11 protein-coding genes and 1 tRNA gene are annotated in these 15,976 nt (G+C 69.7%); 7 read left to right on the forward strand and 5 right to left on the reverse strand.

Features of this window, described 5'->3' with window-relative positions; genetic code table 11:
• Positions 1 to 166 precede the first annotated feature (166 nt).
• Both ADL25_RS10170 and ADL25_RS47990 read left to right on the forward strand, forming a co-directional pair.
• Positions 167 to 1,213 (forward strand): ice-binding family protein, encoded by a 1,047-nt coding sequence (locus ADL25_RS10170; protein WP_234380833.1) that lies wholly within the window; start codon positions 167 to 169, stop codon positions 1,211 to 1,213.
• Between the two features lie 928 nt (positions 1,214 to 2,141).
• Positions 2,142 to 3,344, forward strand: coding sequence for a hypothetical protein (locus ADL25_RS47990; protein ID WP_059127336.1), 1,203 nt, complete (start codon positions 2,142 to 2,144; stop codon positions 3,342 to 3,344).
• An 800-nt stretch (positions 3,345 to 4,144) separates the two neighbouring features.
• Here the strand turns inward: ADL25_RS47990 and ADL25_RS10180 are convergent.
• The 3 genes from ADL25_RS10180 to ADL25_RS10190 form a co-directional block, all read right to left on the reverse strand.
• Positions 4,145 to 4,229 (reverse strand) — tRNA-Ser (locus ADL25_RS10180).
• Between the two features lie 214 nt (positions 4,230 to 4,443).
• A complete protein-coding gene (locus ADL25_RS10185) occupies positions 4,444 to 5,664 on the reverse strand; it encodes an alkaline phosphatase (protein ID WP_059127422.1) in 1,221 nt (406 codons plus the stop codon).
• A gap of 530 nt (positions 5,665 to 6,194) precedes the next feature.
• Positions 6,195 to 7,673, reverse strand: a complete 1,479-nt coding sequence (locus ADL25_RS10190; RefSeq protein WP_059127337.1) for a S1C family serine protease — start codon at positions 7,671 to 7,673, stop codon at positions 6,195 to 6,197.
• Positions 7,674 to 7,953: 280 nt separating this feature from the next.
• On the opposite strand from ADL25_RS10190, the gene ADL25_RS10195 reads away from it, so the two are divergent.
• From ADL25_RS10195 to ADL25_RS10205, 3 genes are all read left to right on the forward strand, one after another.
• A complete protein-coding gene (locus tag ADL25_RS10195; protein WP_059127338.1) occupies positions 7,954 to 8,763 on the forward strand; it encodes a glycerophosphodiester phosphodiesterase in 810 nt (269 codons plus the stop codon).
• A 104-nt stretch (positions 8,764 to 8,867) separates the two neighbouring features.
• Positions 8,868 to 9,500: an ATP-binding protein gene (locus ADL25_RS10200; protein WP_059127339.1), complete on the forward strand. Its 633-nt coding sequence runs from the start codon at positions 8,868 to 8,870 to the stop codon at positions 9,498 to 9,500.
• 354 nt (positions 9,501 to 9,854) lie between these two features.
• Positions 9,855 to 10,820: a DUF5926 family protein gene (locus tag ADL25_RS10205; RefSeq protein WP_059127340.1), complete on the forward strand. Its 966-nt coding sequence runs from the start codon at positions 9,855 to 9,857 to the stop codon at positions 10,818 to 10,820.
• A 254-nt stretch (positions 10,821 to 11,074) separates the two neighbouring features.
• Here the strand turns inward: ADL25_RS10205 and ADL25_RS10210 are convergent, their stop codons facing one another.
• Both ADL25_RS10210 and ADL25_RS10215 read right to left on the reverse strand, forming a co-directional pair.
• Positions 11,075 to 11,671, reverse strand: a complete 597-nt coding sequence (locus ADL25_RS10210) for a hypothetical protein (RefSeq protein ID WP_402521314.1) — start codon at positions 11,669 to 11,671, stop codon at positions 11,075 to 11,077.
• Positions 11,672 to 11,726: 55 nt separating this feature from the next.
• Positions 11,727 to 12,392, reverse strand: a complete 666-nt coding sequence (locus ADL25_RS10215) for a bifunctional DNA primase/polymerase (RefSeq protein WP_059127341.1) — start codon at positions 12,390 to 12,392, stop codon at positions 11,727 to 11,729.
• A 480-nt stretch (positions 12,393 to 12,872) separates the two neighbouring features.
• Between ADL25_RS10215 and ADL25_RS10220 the strand changes: the two genes are divergently transcribed.
• Positions 12,873 to 14,390: a PP2C family protein-serine/threonine phosphatase gene (locus ADL25_RS10220; RefSeq protein WP_079050283.1), complete on the forward strand. Its 1,518-nt coding sequence runs from the start codon at positions 12,873 to 12,875 to the stop codon at positions 14,388 to 14,390.
• A 100-nt stretch (positions 14,391 to 14,490) separates the two neighbouring features.
• Positions 14,491 to 15,948 carry an aminopeptidase P family protein gene (locus ADL25_RS10225; RefSeq protein WP_107116566.1) on the forward strand — a complete coding sequence of 486 codons (1,458 nt, stop codon included), beginning with the start codon at positions 14,491 to 14,493 and terminating at the stop codon, positions 15,946 to 15,948.
• The last annotated feature ends 28 nt before the right edge of the window (positions 15,949 to 15,976 follow it).

The following is a 15,976-nucleotide window of genomic DNA, read 5'->3' on the forward strand; positions in this document are numbered from 1 at the left end:
CTGAAGGAGCCCCCTTGGGCGCTCCGAGGTCTGGCGCCTGCGGTCAACGGTGACAAGAAAGGACTCGTTCATGGCAGTGGATGCCATCCCCTTGGCCCCTCCTGGTAGACGACAAAAATGGAGATTCAGAGCGACTGTCGTCATGCTGCCCGTGGTCGGTTTGCTGATGTCGATCACTTTGATCGCGAACCTCGCGAGCGCAGCGGAGGCCCCGGTCGGATTGGGAACCGCCACGAGTTACGCGGTCCTGGCCGGTCAAAGTGTCACCAATACGGTCTTCCCGGGCACGGTCGTCAACGGCGACCTGGGCGTCAGCCCCGGGAACTCGGTGACGGGCTTTCCGCCCGGAATCGTCAACGGAGTGCAGCACGTCGCCGATGCCGCCGCCGGTCAGGCCCAGTCCGACCTGACCATCGCCTACAACGACGCGGCGAGCAGAGCACCGACCACCAACCTGACCTCCCCCGGCAACATCGGCGGACTCACGCTGACCCCGGGCGTCTATAGAGCTTCGTCGTCGCTGAACCTTACTGGGACGGTCACTCTCGACGCCCAGGGTGACCCCAACGCCGTCTTCATCTTCCAGATCGGCTCCACCCTGATCACGGCCCCGGGGAGCAACGTCCTGCTCGTCAACGGAGCACAGGCCTGCAACGTGTTCTGGCAGGTGGGGAGCTCCGCCACGATCGACGTCAATTCCTTCTTCAAGGGCAACATCCTCGCCCTCACGTCCATCACGGTGAATACCAACGCTGCGATCGAAGGTCGAGTGCTGGCGCGCAATGGTTCGGTCACGCTGGACCGCAACGTCATCACGAGGGCGGTCTGCATGACGGGCCCGCCCGGGCCCCCCGGCCCGACCGGGCCCACTGGGCCCGCTGGGCCCTCCGGACCTGCCGGGCCCTCCGGACCTGCCGGACCCTCCGGACCTGCCGGACCCTCCGGACCTGCCGGACCCTCCGGACCTGCCGGACCCTCCGGACCTGCTGGTGGACCGTCCGGGCCTCCTGGGCCCTCCGGGCCCCCTGGACCGCCTGGACCGTCCGGACCGCCTGGACCGCCCGGACCGGGCGACCACGGCCACAAGGGCAATGGCGGCAAGGACCAAGGCCACAAGGGCAAGGACGGGAAGGGCAAGGACGGGAAGGGCAAGGACGGGAAGGGCAAGGGCGGTAAGGGCAAGGACGGTAAGGACCAAGGCCACAAGAAGTAGCAAAAAACTACGATTCTGGCCCCGGCGCGGTTATGCCGGGGCCAGGGCTTTGGATACCACCGGCGCCAAGAGGTCCCGTCCGAAGATCTTCGGACGGGACTTTGCGCTGATGCCGACGGTGGCTAGGGCCGGGTTCGAACCGGCGACCTTCCGCTTTTCAGGCCGTGTCCTCACGAGCATCGCGGGGTCCCTTTAATCAGAACGGTGGGTGTTCGGACCAGCCGCCCGCCCGAGATTCCCGTTGCGCAGCTTCCCGTCCGAGGCCCGATGGACGCGAAGCGCTTCAACGTCGTCCGCGTCCTCCCGACTGTTGGTGTCGTGGCCCCCCTCCCGGACGGAGTCTCAAGCGAGGCTTCCGTCCGCGCTCTCCAAGCGATCCTGGTGGTAGGGCAGTTGGTCGCAATAGAGGTCGTCGGACGACTGCGGCTGATGGTCACAGACAGAGGCCAAGGGCCTGCAGATGAACAACATGCAGGCGAGTGGCCCGCTGGCCTGCGAGATCAAGTCTCAGATCCCACAAGTTGATTGTCCGCGAGCCCTGAGACGGGGACCGCTGCGCCTCTGACCAGACTTGCAGGACAGGCTGACGGTGCCCACAGAAGCCGAAGACCCAGCTCCGTAGCCGTCCGCGGGTGAAGCGGCGAGCCCCCACGTCGTCGCTCACACGCGGTTACGCCGTCTCCTCGCAGACCGCGTAGGCAGTGAGAGGAACTCCTGAGTCACTCGCGACCTGCCACCCACTGGGTGCGGCACCCGCAGTGGCGGGAATTGGCCCGTCATAGTTGACGACCGTATCGACCGAGGTGTCCCAGCCGCCGCCGACGGCGACGTCGCCGGGATTGCAGGAAGCCGTCGACAGATTAGGGGTCGCGGTGTCGGCAACCGCGATGTAAACGGTGCCTGCGGCTGCCGGGGCACCTTGCGGGCCTTGGGGACCCTGCACACCAACCCCCGCGTCACCCTGGGCGCCCTGCGGACCCTGCGTACCGACGCCGGCATCCCCCTGCGCACCCTGCGGACCCGCATCGCCCTGCGGACCCTGCACACCCGCGCCACCCTGCGGACCCTGCGTACCGACGCCCGTATCGCCCTGAGCACCCTGCGTGCCCTGCGTGCCCTGCGTGCCGACACCCGTAGCGCCCTGAGCACCCTGCGGACCCTGCACACCCGCGTCGCCCTGCGCACCCTGCGTACCGACGCCGACATCCCCCTGCGCACCCTGCGTGCCCTGCGGACCCTGCACACCCGCGTCGCCCTGCGCACCGTGCGTACCGACGCCGACATCCCCCTGCGCACCCTGAGCACCCTGCGCGCCCTGCGTACCGACGCCCGTCTCCCCTTGAGCACCCTGCGGACCCGCGCCACCCTGCGGACCCTGCGTACCGACGCCGACATCCCCCTGAGCACCCTGCGGACCCGCATCCCCCTGCGGACCCTGCGTACCGACACCGACATCCCCCTGAGCACCCTGCGGACCCGCATCCCCCTGCGGACCCTGCGTACCGACACCGACATCCCCCTGCGGACCCTGCGTGCCCTGCGGACCCTGCGGACCTCTCTTTCCTCGGTCTCCCTTCGGCCCGCGGTGCTTGTCATGGTCCCGGTCACCGTCAGCGGGAATGGGCCCGTTGGGGCCCTGCAGTCCGACGCTGCGCGCGGCGCCAGTCTTGTGGATCGCGTCGGCGAGGGCCGCAGCGCTCGGAACAACGTTGAGCACTACGGCAAGTGTGCTCGCCGAAACCAACGTGGAGGTTGCCAGCCGAGAATTGCGGATAGTTTTGCGACCCACCAGGGGACCTTCCTCATCGAACTTGAAGTGAACAAACCGCAATTACACGCGTCTCGCGGGTGTACTCACCTTGTATGCACGTCACATAACCCATTGGCGCGGGTAAAGCTATTCTTCAGCGCCGCCGAACTGATCGCTGCAACCCGTCCATTTCGTAATCGAAGATCACCCGAGCGGCAGTGGAATCGGTACATATCTGTCGTGATCCACCCGGTCAGATCAGACAGCTGCACGACTGTGATTGGAAAAACTGCTCCAGACAGGACTCTGGTCGGCCAGGCCACTTCATCCCCGTCGAGCTCCAAGAGACCAGAGCTGATCCGTCATGACGACGAGGGCTGAGAGGCGTAGAAGGATGCCCGCGGCGAACTGTGCAGCCCTTCGACGGGGTGTTCCCGACGACCATCGCTTACAAGTTCGCTTGCCACCCGGTCCAGCTGGGGCCGCTGGGTTGCGGTGGCCACCACTGGCTGGCCGTTCGGCAGCGGTTCGCTGTCCTGGCCGATCGAGGCCAGCGGTGGCAGCGATCTCGCTTATGGGCCCTGACCTACAGGCATTCGGGAACATCCGCTTTGCAAGGCGGACCCAATTGTTGACAGGCTACTCAGGTCGCTTCGGTTGTAGTGGTAGCCCAGATGAACGGCGCATCTCGACAGCGGCGAGCCGTGGTTGACCGCACGATGTGGCACGGCTCTGGCACGAGCTTGCTTCGTCCCGAAGCAAGCTCGGTAGACGTCAGACCAGGGAGAGGCGTTGCGCTGACCTATGGTTGGACCTGATAAGGGCAGCGATCCTAGCGTTCAGCAAGGTAACGCTGAAGGTCTAGGTGACGGAATTGGTAAATCGCCCCTACCTGTCGAAGCACGCCGCGTCGTTCATGAGCATCCTCTAGGAACGCGGCAAGGTGCCAAGGCGCCATTCGCTTAAGGGCCAAGAGATGCCTTGCTGACACATGAGATCGAACAGCGGCCCGCAGAGCACGAGAGCGGCGCCGAGGGGCCGTGAATCCTGGCCGCAGGTTGGCCGCACGCGCTGGTCAGAGGTGGGAAACCGGCGAATCAGGGTGAGACAAGGTCACGCAGAAGGGGCGCCGCTCCGGAGAGTGGCACCCCTTCTGACCTGCAAGCTTCTGACCTGCAACGCGGTGGGTGTGGGATTTGAACCCACGGTGACTCGCGCCACGACGGTTTTCAAGACCGTTCCCTTAGGCCGCTCGGGCAACCCACCCCGCGCCCGCCCACCAGGGGCGGAGCAGGTACAGCCTAGCGCCTGACGACCTTGGGCACGGGGACCGGCCGAAGGACGGCCCGGGACGACGGCCGGGCACCGGGCAGGCCACCCGCTGCCCTACTCCCGCCGAGGCGGGGTCCGTTGTGCGTCCGCTCGTCTTCGTCCCGGAACAGCGCGCCGCTCCGGGACGAGGACCTGCCGGTCGAGCAGATCAGTGGCGGGGAGCCAGGATCTGGGACAGGACGTCGTGGACGTAGGTGTTGGCGTGCTTGCCGGTGAACTGGTTCGCGAGCGGGCCCGCGGCCGTCACGGGGACGTCGACGCTGGTGTGGCCGGACGTCGTCCAGTCGATCGTGAAGGTGCGGTCGCTGCCGTGGATCGTGAACGGACCGTCCTCGACGGAGATGCCGCTGCCGGACTCGTCGGCCGCGTCGTTCTCCTCGACCGACAGACCGCCGGTCTCGTGGTCACCGGTGACGACGATGAGGGTGTCCGGGTGCGTCGCCTGGTAGGAGCGGGCCACGGCGACGGCCTTCTCCAGCTGCTGCATCGACTGCAGGACACGCGCGCCGTTGTTGCTGTGCGCGAACTCGTCGGTGCCCTCCTCCTCGATCATGAGGAAGAAGCCCTTCTTGTTCTTGTCCAGCGTGTTCAGCGCCTTGCTGGTCATCGTGGCGAGGTCGACGACCGGGCTGTACACGTCGCCCTGGCCCTCGGGGCGCTGCTGGAACATCTCCTCGTTGCTGAAGAGGCCGAGCAGCTTGCCGCCCTTGGCCTTGTCCAGCCCCTTGGCGCTGTTGACGTACGTGTAGCCGGAGCGCTGGGCCTTGGCGATCAGGTTGCCCTTGGTGCCGCGGCTGCCCTCGCTGGTGTCCTCGGCCGGCTTGTCGGGGTAGGCACCCGCGTTGTCGGCCGGCAGCCACCAGTCCTCGCCGCCGCCCAGGATCACGTCCGGCTTGCTGACCTCGAGGTACTGACGCGCGATCTCGTCCTGCTTGCCGCGGTCGGCGGTGTTGGAGAAGAAGGCCGCGGGCGACGCGTCGGTGACCTGAGCCGTGGTCACGAGGCCGGTGGCCTTGCCCGCGGCCTTGGCCTGCGCCCCGAGCGTGGGAAGCGGGTTGCCGTCGGGGTCGACGCTGATCGCGCCGTTGTAGGTCTTCTCGCCCGTGGCCCACGCGGTGGCGGCGGCCGCGGAGTCCGTGACGATGGCCTTGGGGTCGTCCGGCGTCGTCGTCAGCTGGCCGGAGACGGGAAGACGATCCATCGTCAGCTGGCCCTGCAGGCCCGCGAGGTGCAGTCGCGCCGCCTCACGGAAGGCCGCACCCATGCCGTCACCATTGATGAAAATGACGTTCTTCGCGGCGGGGGCCTTCGCCTTCGCCGTGCTCTGCGGAGCACTGGCGGACGCACCCAGCGTGGGGTTGAGCACCATGGTCACCACCACCGCGGCCGAAGCCGCTGCGGCAGGCGCCCCCCAACGCATACCGCGCACGTTCTTGCTCACAAAACCCTCCCATGGACGTGGCAAAACACTCCTTTTGCAATCTAGGGAGCAACAATCGGTTTATGCCTAACCGCAAGTGACGCCTGGGCGAACAGTGAACGCGTGGGGTAATCGTTCTCTCAGGGGAGACCCACGCCGAAGTCCGGTACGGCATTGCCGCGGGGGAGGGCTGTGGGCGGCGGCGCGCTCGCGTCCACAACGGCCCGTGCAGTGAGGCGAGTCGACGTCGGGTGATCCGACGTCGGATGCGTGCGGGGAGGATTCGCGCCCGTCCGCTGTCGTCCTCCGGGCATACGGAGACGGGGCCGAGGGCCGCCGCGGCGCCGGGCGGAGTTCGCCCGTCCAAGGCGCCCGGACCAGCACAGAGGGGCCGCCGAACGCATCGGCGGCCCCTCTTGTCTGCTCTCTGTTCACACCCCGCGGGCCGTGCACGACCGGCCCCACGCGGCCCGTCGGGATCAGCTGTCGCCGGCCCGGGAGCCCAGGGTGAGTTCCACCGTGTGGGGCTTGCCGCCCCGCTGGTAGGTGATCGTGACCTTGTCCCCGGGCTTGTGGGTCCAGATCTCGCCGATCAGCGTGGGACCGCTGTCGATCACCCTGTCGTCGAGCTTCGTGATCACATCACCGGGCTTGAGGCCCGCCTCGGCCGCGGGACCGCCCGACTCGACCGCGGAGGAACCGCCCGCACCCTGGTCGGTGATCTTTGCCCCGCCCGTGGCCTCGTCCAGCGACACCGTGGCACCGATCTTCGCGTAGACCGGCTTGCCCGTCTTGATCAGCTGCTGGGCGACGTACTTCGCCTGGTTGATCGGGATCGCGAAGCCCAGACCGATCGAACCGGACTGCCCGCCGCTGCCGAGACCGCCACCGCTCGACGACTGGATCGCCGAGTTGATTCCGATGACCGCGCCCTGGGAGTCCAGGAGAGGGCCACCGGAGTTGCCCGGGTTGATCGAGGCGTCCGTCTGCAGGGCGCTCATGTACGACGCCTTGCTGGAGGAGCTCCCGTCGCTGGAGGCCACCGGACGGTTCGTCGCGCTGATGATGCCCGTGGTCACGGTGTTCGAAAGACCGAACGGTGCACCGATCGCGATCGTCGAGTCCCCGACCGCCACCTTGTCCGAATCGCCGAGCGCGAGCGGCTTGAGGTCCGACGGGGCGTTCTTGAGCTTGATGACGGCGACGTCGTAGCCCTGCGCGTGCCCGATGATCTCCGCGTCGTACTTCTTGCCGTTCGGGAACGTCGCCGTGAGCTTGCCGCCGTCGACCGCGTCGGCGACGACGTGGTTGTTGGTGACGATGTGGCCCTGGGTGTCGAAGACGAAGCCCGTGCCCGTGCCGCCCTGACCGTTGCTGCTCTCGGCCTCGATGGTCACCGTGCTCGGCAGTGCCCTGGCGGCGACGCTCGCGACCGAGCCGTTGTCGCGCTTGACGTCGCCGCCGCTGGTGGCCGCGGAGACGGTGGTGGAGCCGCCGGAGTCGCCGTTCCTCGCGAGTTGGTAGCCGATGCCGCCGCCGACACCGCCCGCGACCAGCGCGGCCACGAGGACCGCGGCGATCAGACCGCCGCGGCCGTTCTTCGGCTTCGGGGCGGGCTGCTGGTACGAGGCTCCCCAGACGTCGCCCGCACCGCCGCCGCCCGCGTACACGGGGGTGACCGGCGGAGGCGGCGGCCATCCCGCCGCCGCGGCCGACGGCGCTCCGGGCTGCCCCGGAGGCACCGGCGGAAGCTGAGTGTTGGGCGCGCCCTCGTGCTGCGGCGGTCCGTATGCCGGGCCCCCGGCGGGCGGGGCGCTCCCCGCGTCCGGTGCCGGGCCGCCCGCGATCGGCGGGTGTCCTTCGTGGGCCCCTCCCGGCGCGGAAGCGGGAGCATCCACCGGCACAGGGGGTGCAGACGGGGCCGGGGGGACCGCAGTGCCCTCGTTCTCGGTGCTCACAGCTCTTCTCCTCGTTCCACGGCTGTCCTTCTCGGTCGCACTCGGCCACGCTCGCTCACCCTGCGCGGCGCCGGGCGCGTTTCAGCTGTGCCTGTCCTGTTGTACGCCGTCAAGCTTTTCCCACCGGGCGTCAGGGCACCATAAACCGTGGCTGTGGGTCCGCGACCTCTCTTTATACCGGACCTGTCCGAACAAAAATCTGCATACCCGACACCTCGCCGACGCCGTCACGTCGCCTTCCGACCACACACGCTCCCCGCGACGGTGACACCATGACGCGGTGACCCACGCACGACAGCACCTGGTCCAGGTCGTCGCACACCGAGGAGCCTCCGAAGAGGCCCCCGAGCACACCCTGGCCGCGTACAAGAAGGCGATCGAGGACGGCGCGGACGCCCTCGAGTGCGACGTCCGCATGACCGCCGACGGCCACCTGGTCTGCGTTCACGACCGACGTGTCAACCGTACGTCCAACGGCCGCGGCGCGGTCTCCGCACTGGAGCTCTCCGACCTCGCCGCCCTGGACTTCGGCTCCTGGAAGAGCCGGGACGAAGAGCCCGACTGGGAGCGACGGCCGCAGGACCCGGGGGACACCTCCGTCCTCACCCTGCAGCGTCTGCTCGAGCTCGTCGCCGACGCCGGGCGCCCCATCGACCTGGCGATCGAGACGAAGCATCCGACGCGCTGGGCGGGGCAGGTCGAGGAGCGGCTGCTGCAACTGCTGAAGCGGTTCGGCCTGGACGCCCCGCAGTCGCCGGCCGAGTCGAGGGTGCGGGTCATGAGCTTCTCCGCGCGCTCGCTGCACCGGGTGCGGTCCGCCTCCCCCACGCTGCCGACGGTCTACCTTCTGCAGTTCCTGTCCCTGCGGCTGCGCGACGGACGGCTGCCGGTGGGTGTCCGGATCGCGGGCCCCTCGATGCGGATCGTGCGCAGCCACCCGGCGTACATCCAGCGTCTGAAGCAGGCCGGGCACCAGGTGCACGTGTGGACCGTGAACGAGCCGGAGGACGTCGATCTCTGCCTCGAGCTGGGCGTGGACGCCATCATCACCAACCGCCCGCGCGCCGTGCTGCAACAGCTGGGCCGCTGAGCGGCGCCTTTCAGGGCACTGTCGACGGCACTTTCGCAAGGGGTGGGATCCAGCCACGCGCATACGGGGAGTGCACCGGCGCGTTCGGACTGTGTTCGACCGTTATGAGTGCGTCAGCACACATACACGGCCGGTTTCCGGTCCGGCCCGTCGGGGCATCCACTCGGTGGCGTGGGGCGAAGGAGGTCTCGGGGGTGGCGTTGGTGGTGGCACAGGAGGTGCCCACGTCGTCGAGCATGGCCGTACCCCATGGTCCTGCGGGCGTGGGGGAGGCGAGGCACCGTATGCGGGATCATCTGCGTACCGGCGGTGTCTCGGAAACGGTCATCGACGATGCCGTACTTATCCTTTCGGAATTGCTCAGCAATGCCTGTCGGCACGGCAGGCCGCTCGGCGGCAGCCTGGCAGGGGACGGGGACGTTCGCGTCGCATGGCGCGTCGACGCCTCGGGACGACTCACCGTCGAGGTGACGGACGGCGGGGGCCCGACCCGTCCGGTTCCCGCGACTCCGTCGGTCACCGCGCACGGCGGCCGCGGACTGAACATCATCACGGCACTGGCCAAGGACTGGGGCGTCCGGGACGACGTCCGCGGCGAGGTCACGGTCTGGGTTGTGGTCCAGGACGACGTCTGCTCGGCCCGTCGGCGTGAGGACTTCGCTACGCGCGTCACCGCACCCTCCGTGTCGCAGATACCCGGGCTGGACTTCGCGGACGCGTTCGACGAGCTGGACTGAAACCCCGGCGACCGGGACGAGGCGGCCGGCCGATCGGGAGCGCCGGGCCGCGACCGGAACGATCCGGGCCGCCCCGCGCGCGACACGCGGACCGACGTCCGAGCGGAGATCCATCGCGGGACGCGCCGGACGCGGTGGCCGTTCCCAACGCACCCTTCCCGGACCAGGGCTCTTCGCGTCGCGCGGACCTCATGGGCCGACGCCGTGAGGGCCCGTTCGCACACTCCCCGTCCGGCCCGGCACACCCCCCTTCGGGGACGACTCGGTGCGTTGTCCACAGGATCCCGTCGCCCGTGGTCGGAGGGGCTAGGCTCGCGCCCGTACGAAACGAGCCGTAACCGGGAGACATCCACGATGGCCAAGAAGCGACCCCAGACCAAGGCCGAGCGCCCGGAGCTCACGGATGCCGAGATCCCGGTCGTCGGCGCCCGCGAGCCCTGTCCCTGCGGGAGCGGCCGCCGCTACAAGGCCTGCCACGGCCGGGCCGCCGCGCACGCGGTGACCGAGCTGGTGCACCGTCCGTTCGAGGGACTTGCCGGCGAGTGCGACTGGATCGCGCTGCGCGAGCTGGTGCCCGCGGCGACCGTCGAGCTCCGTCTCAGGGAGGGCCTGCCCGAGGACGTCCCGTCCGTCGTGCTCGCCACGGTCCTCCCGATGGCCTGGCCGGCGCTGCGCCGGGACGACGGCACGGTCCTGCTCGGCCTGCAGAACGACACGGCGTCGGGCGACATCAGCCGGGACCTCGCGGACACCCTCGAGCGCGCCCTGGTGGCCGAGCCCGGCACCCCGGTGCAGGGCCGTCGCCCGTCGGCCGGCGGACCGCGGCTGCAGGACCTGCTGGACCCGGAGGGCCCCTTCGAGCCCGTCGTGCACAGCGGCTTCGAGTTCTGGGTCCCGGACGCGCAGAACACGACGCCCGAGGTGGCCGCCTCCCTGGAGCGGGCCAACGAGGCCGCCATCCCCACCGTGAAGCTCGCCGGCGTGGACGCCGCGTACTGGTGCGAGACCCCCGACAAGAACCACCTGCGGTGGGTCATGCCGCACGCCGAGGAGCAGCTTCTGGACGCTCTCGCGCGGCTGCACGCGGCCGGGCAGTCGAGCCTCGGCGAGGGCACACGCCTGGTCGGCTCCTTCCGTGCGCACGGGCTCACGGTGCCGGTCTGGGACCTGCCGACCGGGATGGGCGCCGAGGACATCGAGAAGCCCGCCGCCGAGTTCGCGGAGCGACTCGCGGCCGCCCTCTCCTCGAAGGAACCGCTCACCGCCGACGAGCGCCGGGCACGCGGCGGGCTGACCAACCGACAGGTGACGCTCAGCTGAGGCGAGGCGTTCGCCACATCGAACGGTCGGCCCGTCCGGACCCCGCTGCGGGTGACCCCTGTCACAAGTCCCCCCGGCGACAGGCAAATCCGTGTCCGAATAGCCGAGATCGAATTTGCGAACAGCCGATCTCTTGTTACCGTTCCAGTAGCCCGGTTGCTGGTGCATCCCCCGTCGCCAGCAACCGGGTCTTTCCATGTCCGGATCCGGGACGCCGCCCGCATCGGCCTGAACTGCCGTACGGAACCGCCGAGTTACAGACCGTGCGCGCCGACGTCACTGCCGGAGCGCAGCAGCAGCGGTCCCTCCCCGTCGCCCGCGGCGAACTCCGCGACCGCCGAGTACGCCACCGCTTCGCCGGCCAGGGGCCGCCGCGGTGTCTCGCAGCTCTCCGGGTCGTCGCCCGCCGCCACCACGCAGTGCATCTGGACACTGCGGCCGTCCGGCCCCATGAAGCTCAGGACGGAACTCAGTTCCTCGCCAGTGGCATTGCGGTAGTACGTGCGCGCCCAGGCCTCTCGGCCCTGTGTCATGACGCAGGTCTGCGCCTCGATCCCGTCCACGGAGGAGAGTTGAGGACCACAGCGGGCGGCGGTGGTGAGACCGAGGCCCGGCTGCGGGGAGTGGACGGATGCCGGACGCTTCTCCTCCTCGTGCACGGGGAGGCGGATCGCGCCGCGATCCCCCTCGCCGACCGACCCCGCGGACGCCACGGCGAGCGGAAGCGCGACCGCGACCGCGACCGCGCCCATGAGGGCGAACAACCGGACCCTGCCGGCGTCGGACCGCTCACGGACCCACGAGCCCGTTCCCCGCGCCCGTCTCCCGTGTCCACCAGGGCGAATCAGCATGGGCCGAAGATATCGACGGATCATGGGCGCCCGGTCCGCCGCGCGCCCGACACCCCTACAACTCGGGCGCGCTCACACCCGTACGAGTGAGGGCTTCCACAACGGCGTCCACGACCGCCTCCACGTCCGGGACCCAGGGCGAGGCGGAGCCGGGCAGCGGCGCCCGCTCCCAGCGGATCTCCCCGTGACCGGTCTCGGAGGGGGGCAGCGCCAGATAGCCGCCCTCGCCGTGGAAGCGCAGCGACCCGGGAACGAAGTCCTGTGCGTAGAGCAGCTCGCCCAGCTGCTCCATGGAGTAGGGCGCCACCAGGATCGCCCAGCGGTGCGGCGCCGCGACGACCGGGCCGAGGCGGATGCCCTTCCGGTCGAGCGCGGCGAGGGCACGCGAGGCCGCGAGGGCGGGCAGGCTCACGGCGCAGGGCGCCCGGCCGCCGGTGGCCAGCACAATGGGTGCGGAGGGCCGGTTGCCCCACCACCAGCGCACCATGCGCTCGTCGGTGGTGGCCGCGAGCAGCCCGGGGTCGAAGGGGTGCGCTCCTGGCACTGTGCACTCGGGGTCCGGGCATCCGCAACGGGCCCGCCCCTGCGGGTCCGGTGCCACACCCGGGAGAACCGGCCACTGCCATTCGGTCGCGAAGGTCAGGGCCGCGCTGATCGGCTCAGGCCTGCCGTCGTTCCGCCTGGACAGGAGCCTGCGTCGCCTTCCGAGGATCTCGCGCATGAGCGCTCGTTCCTTTCCGTTGCACGCCTGGCAACACCGAGGTCCACATCACACCATGTGTCGATCACTTCACTGTGCGTACCTGCTGGCGCATCACTCCCTTGTCCTGGACAAGGGGAGCCCCTGTGGGCCGAGCCCTGGCTGCGTCCACGCCCCACTGTGCCCGTCACAAGGATGGGTATGGCGCGGGGTGGCGGCACCTGGCGATTTGCCGTCCCGCTCTTACTCGCCGCCTCCGCCAGGGGAGGATGGGGCTTGGTCGTCGGTGGCTAAGACGCCCGGGTCCCGCGCCAGGTTCCGGGTGGCCCCCAACCACCCCTGGCCTTCACCGAGTACGTACCCATCACGACCGCTGTGACGCTCTGTCGAACAAGGCCAGTCGACCGCAATAAGGGGATACCCGAGGCAGTTTTGAGCCAACTTTACCGTTCCTCAAGAGAGTAGGAAGGCCTCGCGGACACCAGGAATCCCAGCAGGACAATGCTGGACATCTCCTCACAAGTGCGTGTACATGTGGAGACACCGCTAGCGGCGCAGATTGACATGGGGGTTTGCGATGCTATCGAGCAATTTGCACCGGTTCGAACGCCGGTCATCATGAACGCACCTCACCCTCCGAAAGTGGCCGGAATCGATTCAACGGTCCCGGCCCCCGCACACACTGTCGCGCCGACGTCGGCCACCGTGGGCGCCCCACCGGGCACCGCGGACGTCCCCGTCGACCCGGGCGCCGTCCTCCAGGACCGCCTCGCCGGCTGGGTGTCCGATCTCACGACGCTGCACGAACTCACCGAGCGCCTGGCCCGCACCAACACGCTCGCCGACGCGCTGCAGGAGCTGCTGCGGGCCGGAGCCGCGCTCGTGGGCGCCCGGCGCGGTCTCGTCGTGCTGGAGCCGCGCGACGGTCTGGGACCGGACACCACCATGGGCCTCGGCCTGGCGCGTGCCGACCTCGGGCACATCGAGACCGTGCCGCGCAGCTCCATGTCGTACGGCAGGATCCTGGACGGACTGCCGGGTGGCGAGCGTGAGATCGCGCAGCCGGACCTGTTCTCCGAGGACGGGCTCGACCCCCGCCACCGCGAGGTGGCCGCCCGGCTCGGGTACGCCGCCAGCTATGCGCTCCCCCTGTCCGGCGAGGCGGCCGGACGGCTCGGCGCCGCGGTCTGGTTCTACGACGAGCCGGCCGAGCCGGTGGAGCGCCAGCGCCACCTCGTCGGCCTCTACGTCCGCTACGCCGCCGAACACCTGGCGCGGATGGTCGAGATCGAGCGCACACGCCTGTGCACGGCGACGATCGTCGACGAACTGCTCCCCGCACGGCTGCCGCGGGTCGCCGGCGTCCAGCTCGCCGCCAGGCGCCACACCGGTCCGCGCGGGGGCGGCGACTGGTACGACGCGCTGGCGCTGCCCGAGGCGGCGCTCGGTCTCGCGGTCGGCTCGGTCACCGGCTCGGGACCGAGCGCGGTGGCGGCGTCGGGCCGGCTGCGCGCCTCACTGCGCGCGTACGCGGTGATGGAGGGCGAGGACCCGGTGGCGGTCCTGTCGGACCTCGAACTGCTGCTGAGACTCACCGAGCCCGCCCGCTCGGCCACCGCCCTGTTCGCGTACTGCGAACCCGCGCTGCGCAAGCTCACCCTCGCCGGGGCCGGGCACAGCCCGCCCCTGGTGGTCGGACCGCGCCGCACGGAGTTCGTGGAGACCTCGCTGTCGGCGCCCCTCGGGATGCTGGCCTGCTGGGAGGCACCGAGCATCGAGGTGACGGCCGAGCCGGGCGAGACCGTGCTGCTCTACACCGACGGACTGCTGCACCGCACCGGCGACCCCATGGACCGTGCTTTCGCCCGGCTGCACGCGGCGGCCGCGAGCGTGCCGCGGACGGTGCGGACGGACCCGGGGGCGATCGCCGACCACGTACTGCGGTCGGTGCTCCCGGACGGCCTCGGCCAGGCGGACGGTGCGGAGGACGTGGTGCTGCTGGCCGCGCGCTTCGAGTGAGAACACGGCTGCCTTCGGTAACAGGCCTTCCCGTCCGGTGCCCCCTTCAGTGCGACCGTACGATGGATGAGGCCCAGTGCCGTATCCAAGGAGGATGACCGTGGCGGACGAGCTCACTCCGGAGACCCCGGAAGAGACCGAAGAGCCGATCAAGCAGCGCAAGAACGGCCTGTACCCGGGCGTGTCCGACGAGCTCGCCGAGAGCATGAAGTCCGGCTGGGCCGACACCGAGCTGCACGACCTGCGGCCGATCGCACAGGCCGCCGAGACGGCTGCCCGCCGTGCCGCGCTCTCCGCACGTTTCCCGGGCGAGCGCCTGGTGATTCCCGCGGGCAATCTGAAGACCCGCTCGAACGACACGGACTACGCCTTCCGCGCCTCCGTCGAGTACGCGTACCTCAGCGGCAACCAGACCGAGGACGGCGTCCTCGTCCTGGAGCCGACCGCCGACGGGCACACCGCGACGCTCTATCTGCTCCCCCGCTCCGACCGTGAGAACGGCGAGTTCTGGCTGTCCGGCCAGGGCGAGCTCTGGGTCGGCCGCCGCCACTCCCTCGCCGAGGCCGAGCAGCTCCACGGCATCCCCGCGTCGGACGTGCGGAAGCTGCCGGAGAAGCTGAAGGAGGCCACCGGCCCGGTCCGGCTGGTCCGCGGCTTCGACGCCGGGATCGAGTCCGCGCTGCACGACAAGGTGACCGCCGAGCACGACGAGGAGCTGCGCGTCTTCCTCTCCGAGATGCGGCTGGTCAAGGACGACTTCGAGATCGGCGAACTGCAGAAGGCCGTCGACTCGACCACGCGGGGCTTCGAGGACGTCGTGAAGGTCCTCGACAAGGCGGAGGCCACCTCCGAGCGCTACATCGAGGGCACGTTCTTCCTCCGCGCCCGGGTGGAGGGCAACGACATCGGCTACGGCTCCATCTGCGCGGCGGGCCCGCACGCCTGCACCCTGCACTGGGTGCGCAACGACGGCCCGGTCCGCTCCGGCGACCTGCTCCTGCTGGACGCGGGCGTGGAGACGCACACCTACTACACCGCCGACGTGACCCGCACGCTGCCGGTGAACGGCAGGTACAGCGAGATCCAGAAGAAGATCTACGACGCCGTGTACGAGGCCCAGGAGGCCGGCATCGCGGCGGTGAAGCCGGGCGCCAAGTACCGCGACTTCCACGACGCCGCGCAGCGGGTGCTGACCGAGAAGCTGGTCGAGTGGGGGCTCGTCGAGGGCCCGGTGGAGCGTGTCCTGGAACTCGGTCTGCAGCGCCGCTGGACCCTGCACGGCACGGGCCACATGCTCGGCATGGACGTCCACGACTGCGCCGCCGCGCGTGTGGAGACGTATGTGGACGGCACGCTGGAGGCCGGCATGGTGCTGACCGTCGAGCCCGGCCTGTACTTCCAGGCGGACGACCTGACCGTCCCGCAGGAGTACCGGGGCATCGGAGTCCGCATCGAGGACGACATCCTCGTCACCCAGGACGGCAACCGGAACCTCTCGGCGGGCCTGCCCCGGCGCTCCGACGAGGTCGAGGCGTGGATGGCCGCGCTGAAGGGCTGATACGGGAGCCGATGGCCGGGTACCGAAG

This window comes from Streptomyces sp. NRRL F-5122, assembly GCF_001507435.1.
GTDB lineage: Bacteria > Actinomycetota > Actinomycetes > Streptomycetales > Streptomycetaceae > Streptomyces > Streptomyces lannensis.

Bases quoted from the DNA above. Each gene is read 5' to 3' on its own strand.
- ADL25_RS10215 (WP_059127341.1), bottom strand. From the start codon at position 12,392: ATGCGCGAGATCCTCGGAAGGCGACGCAGGCTCCTGTCCAGGCGGAAC.
- ADL25_RS10170 (WP_234380833.1), top strand. From the start codon at position 167: ATGTCGATCACTTTGATCGCGAACCTCGCGAGCGCAGCGGAGGCCCCG.
- ADL25_RS10205 (WP_059127340.1), top strand. From the start codon at position 9,855: ATGGCCAAGAAGCGACCCCAGACCAAGGCCGAGCGCCCGGAGCTCACG.
- ADL25_RS10220 (WP_079050283.1), top strand. From the start codon at position 12,873: ATGCTGGACATCTCCTCACAAGTGCGTGTACATGTGGAGACACCGCTA.
- ADL25_RS10185 (WP_059127422.1), bottom strand. From the start codon at position 5,664: ATGGTGCTCAACCCCACGCTGGGTGCGTCCGCCAGTGCTCCGCAGAGC.
- ADL25_RS10210 (WP_402521314.1), bottom strand. From the start codon at position 11,671: ATGCTGATTCGCCCTGGTGGACACGGGAGACGGGCGCGGGGAACGGGC.
- ADL25_RS10200 (WP_059127339.1), top strand. From the start codon at position 8,868: ATGAGTGCGTCAGCACACATACACGGCCGGTTTCCGGTCCGGCCCGTC.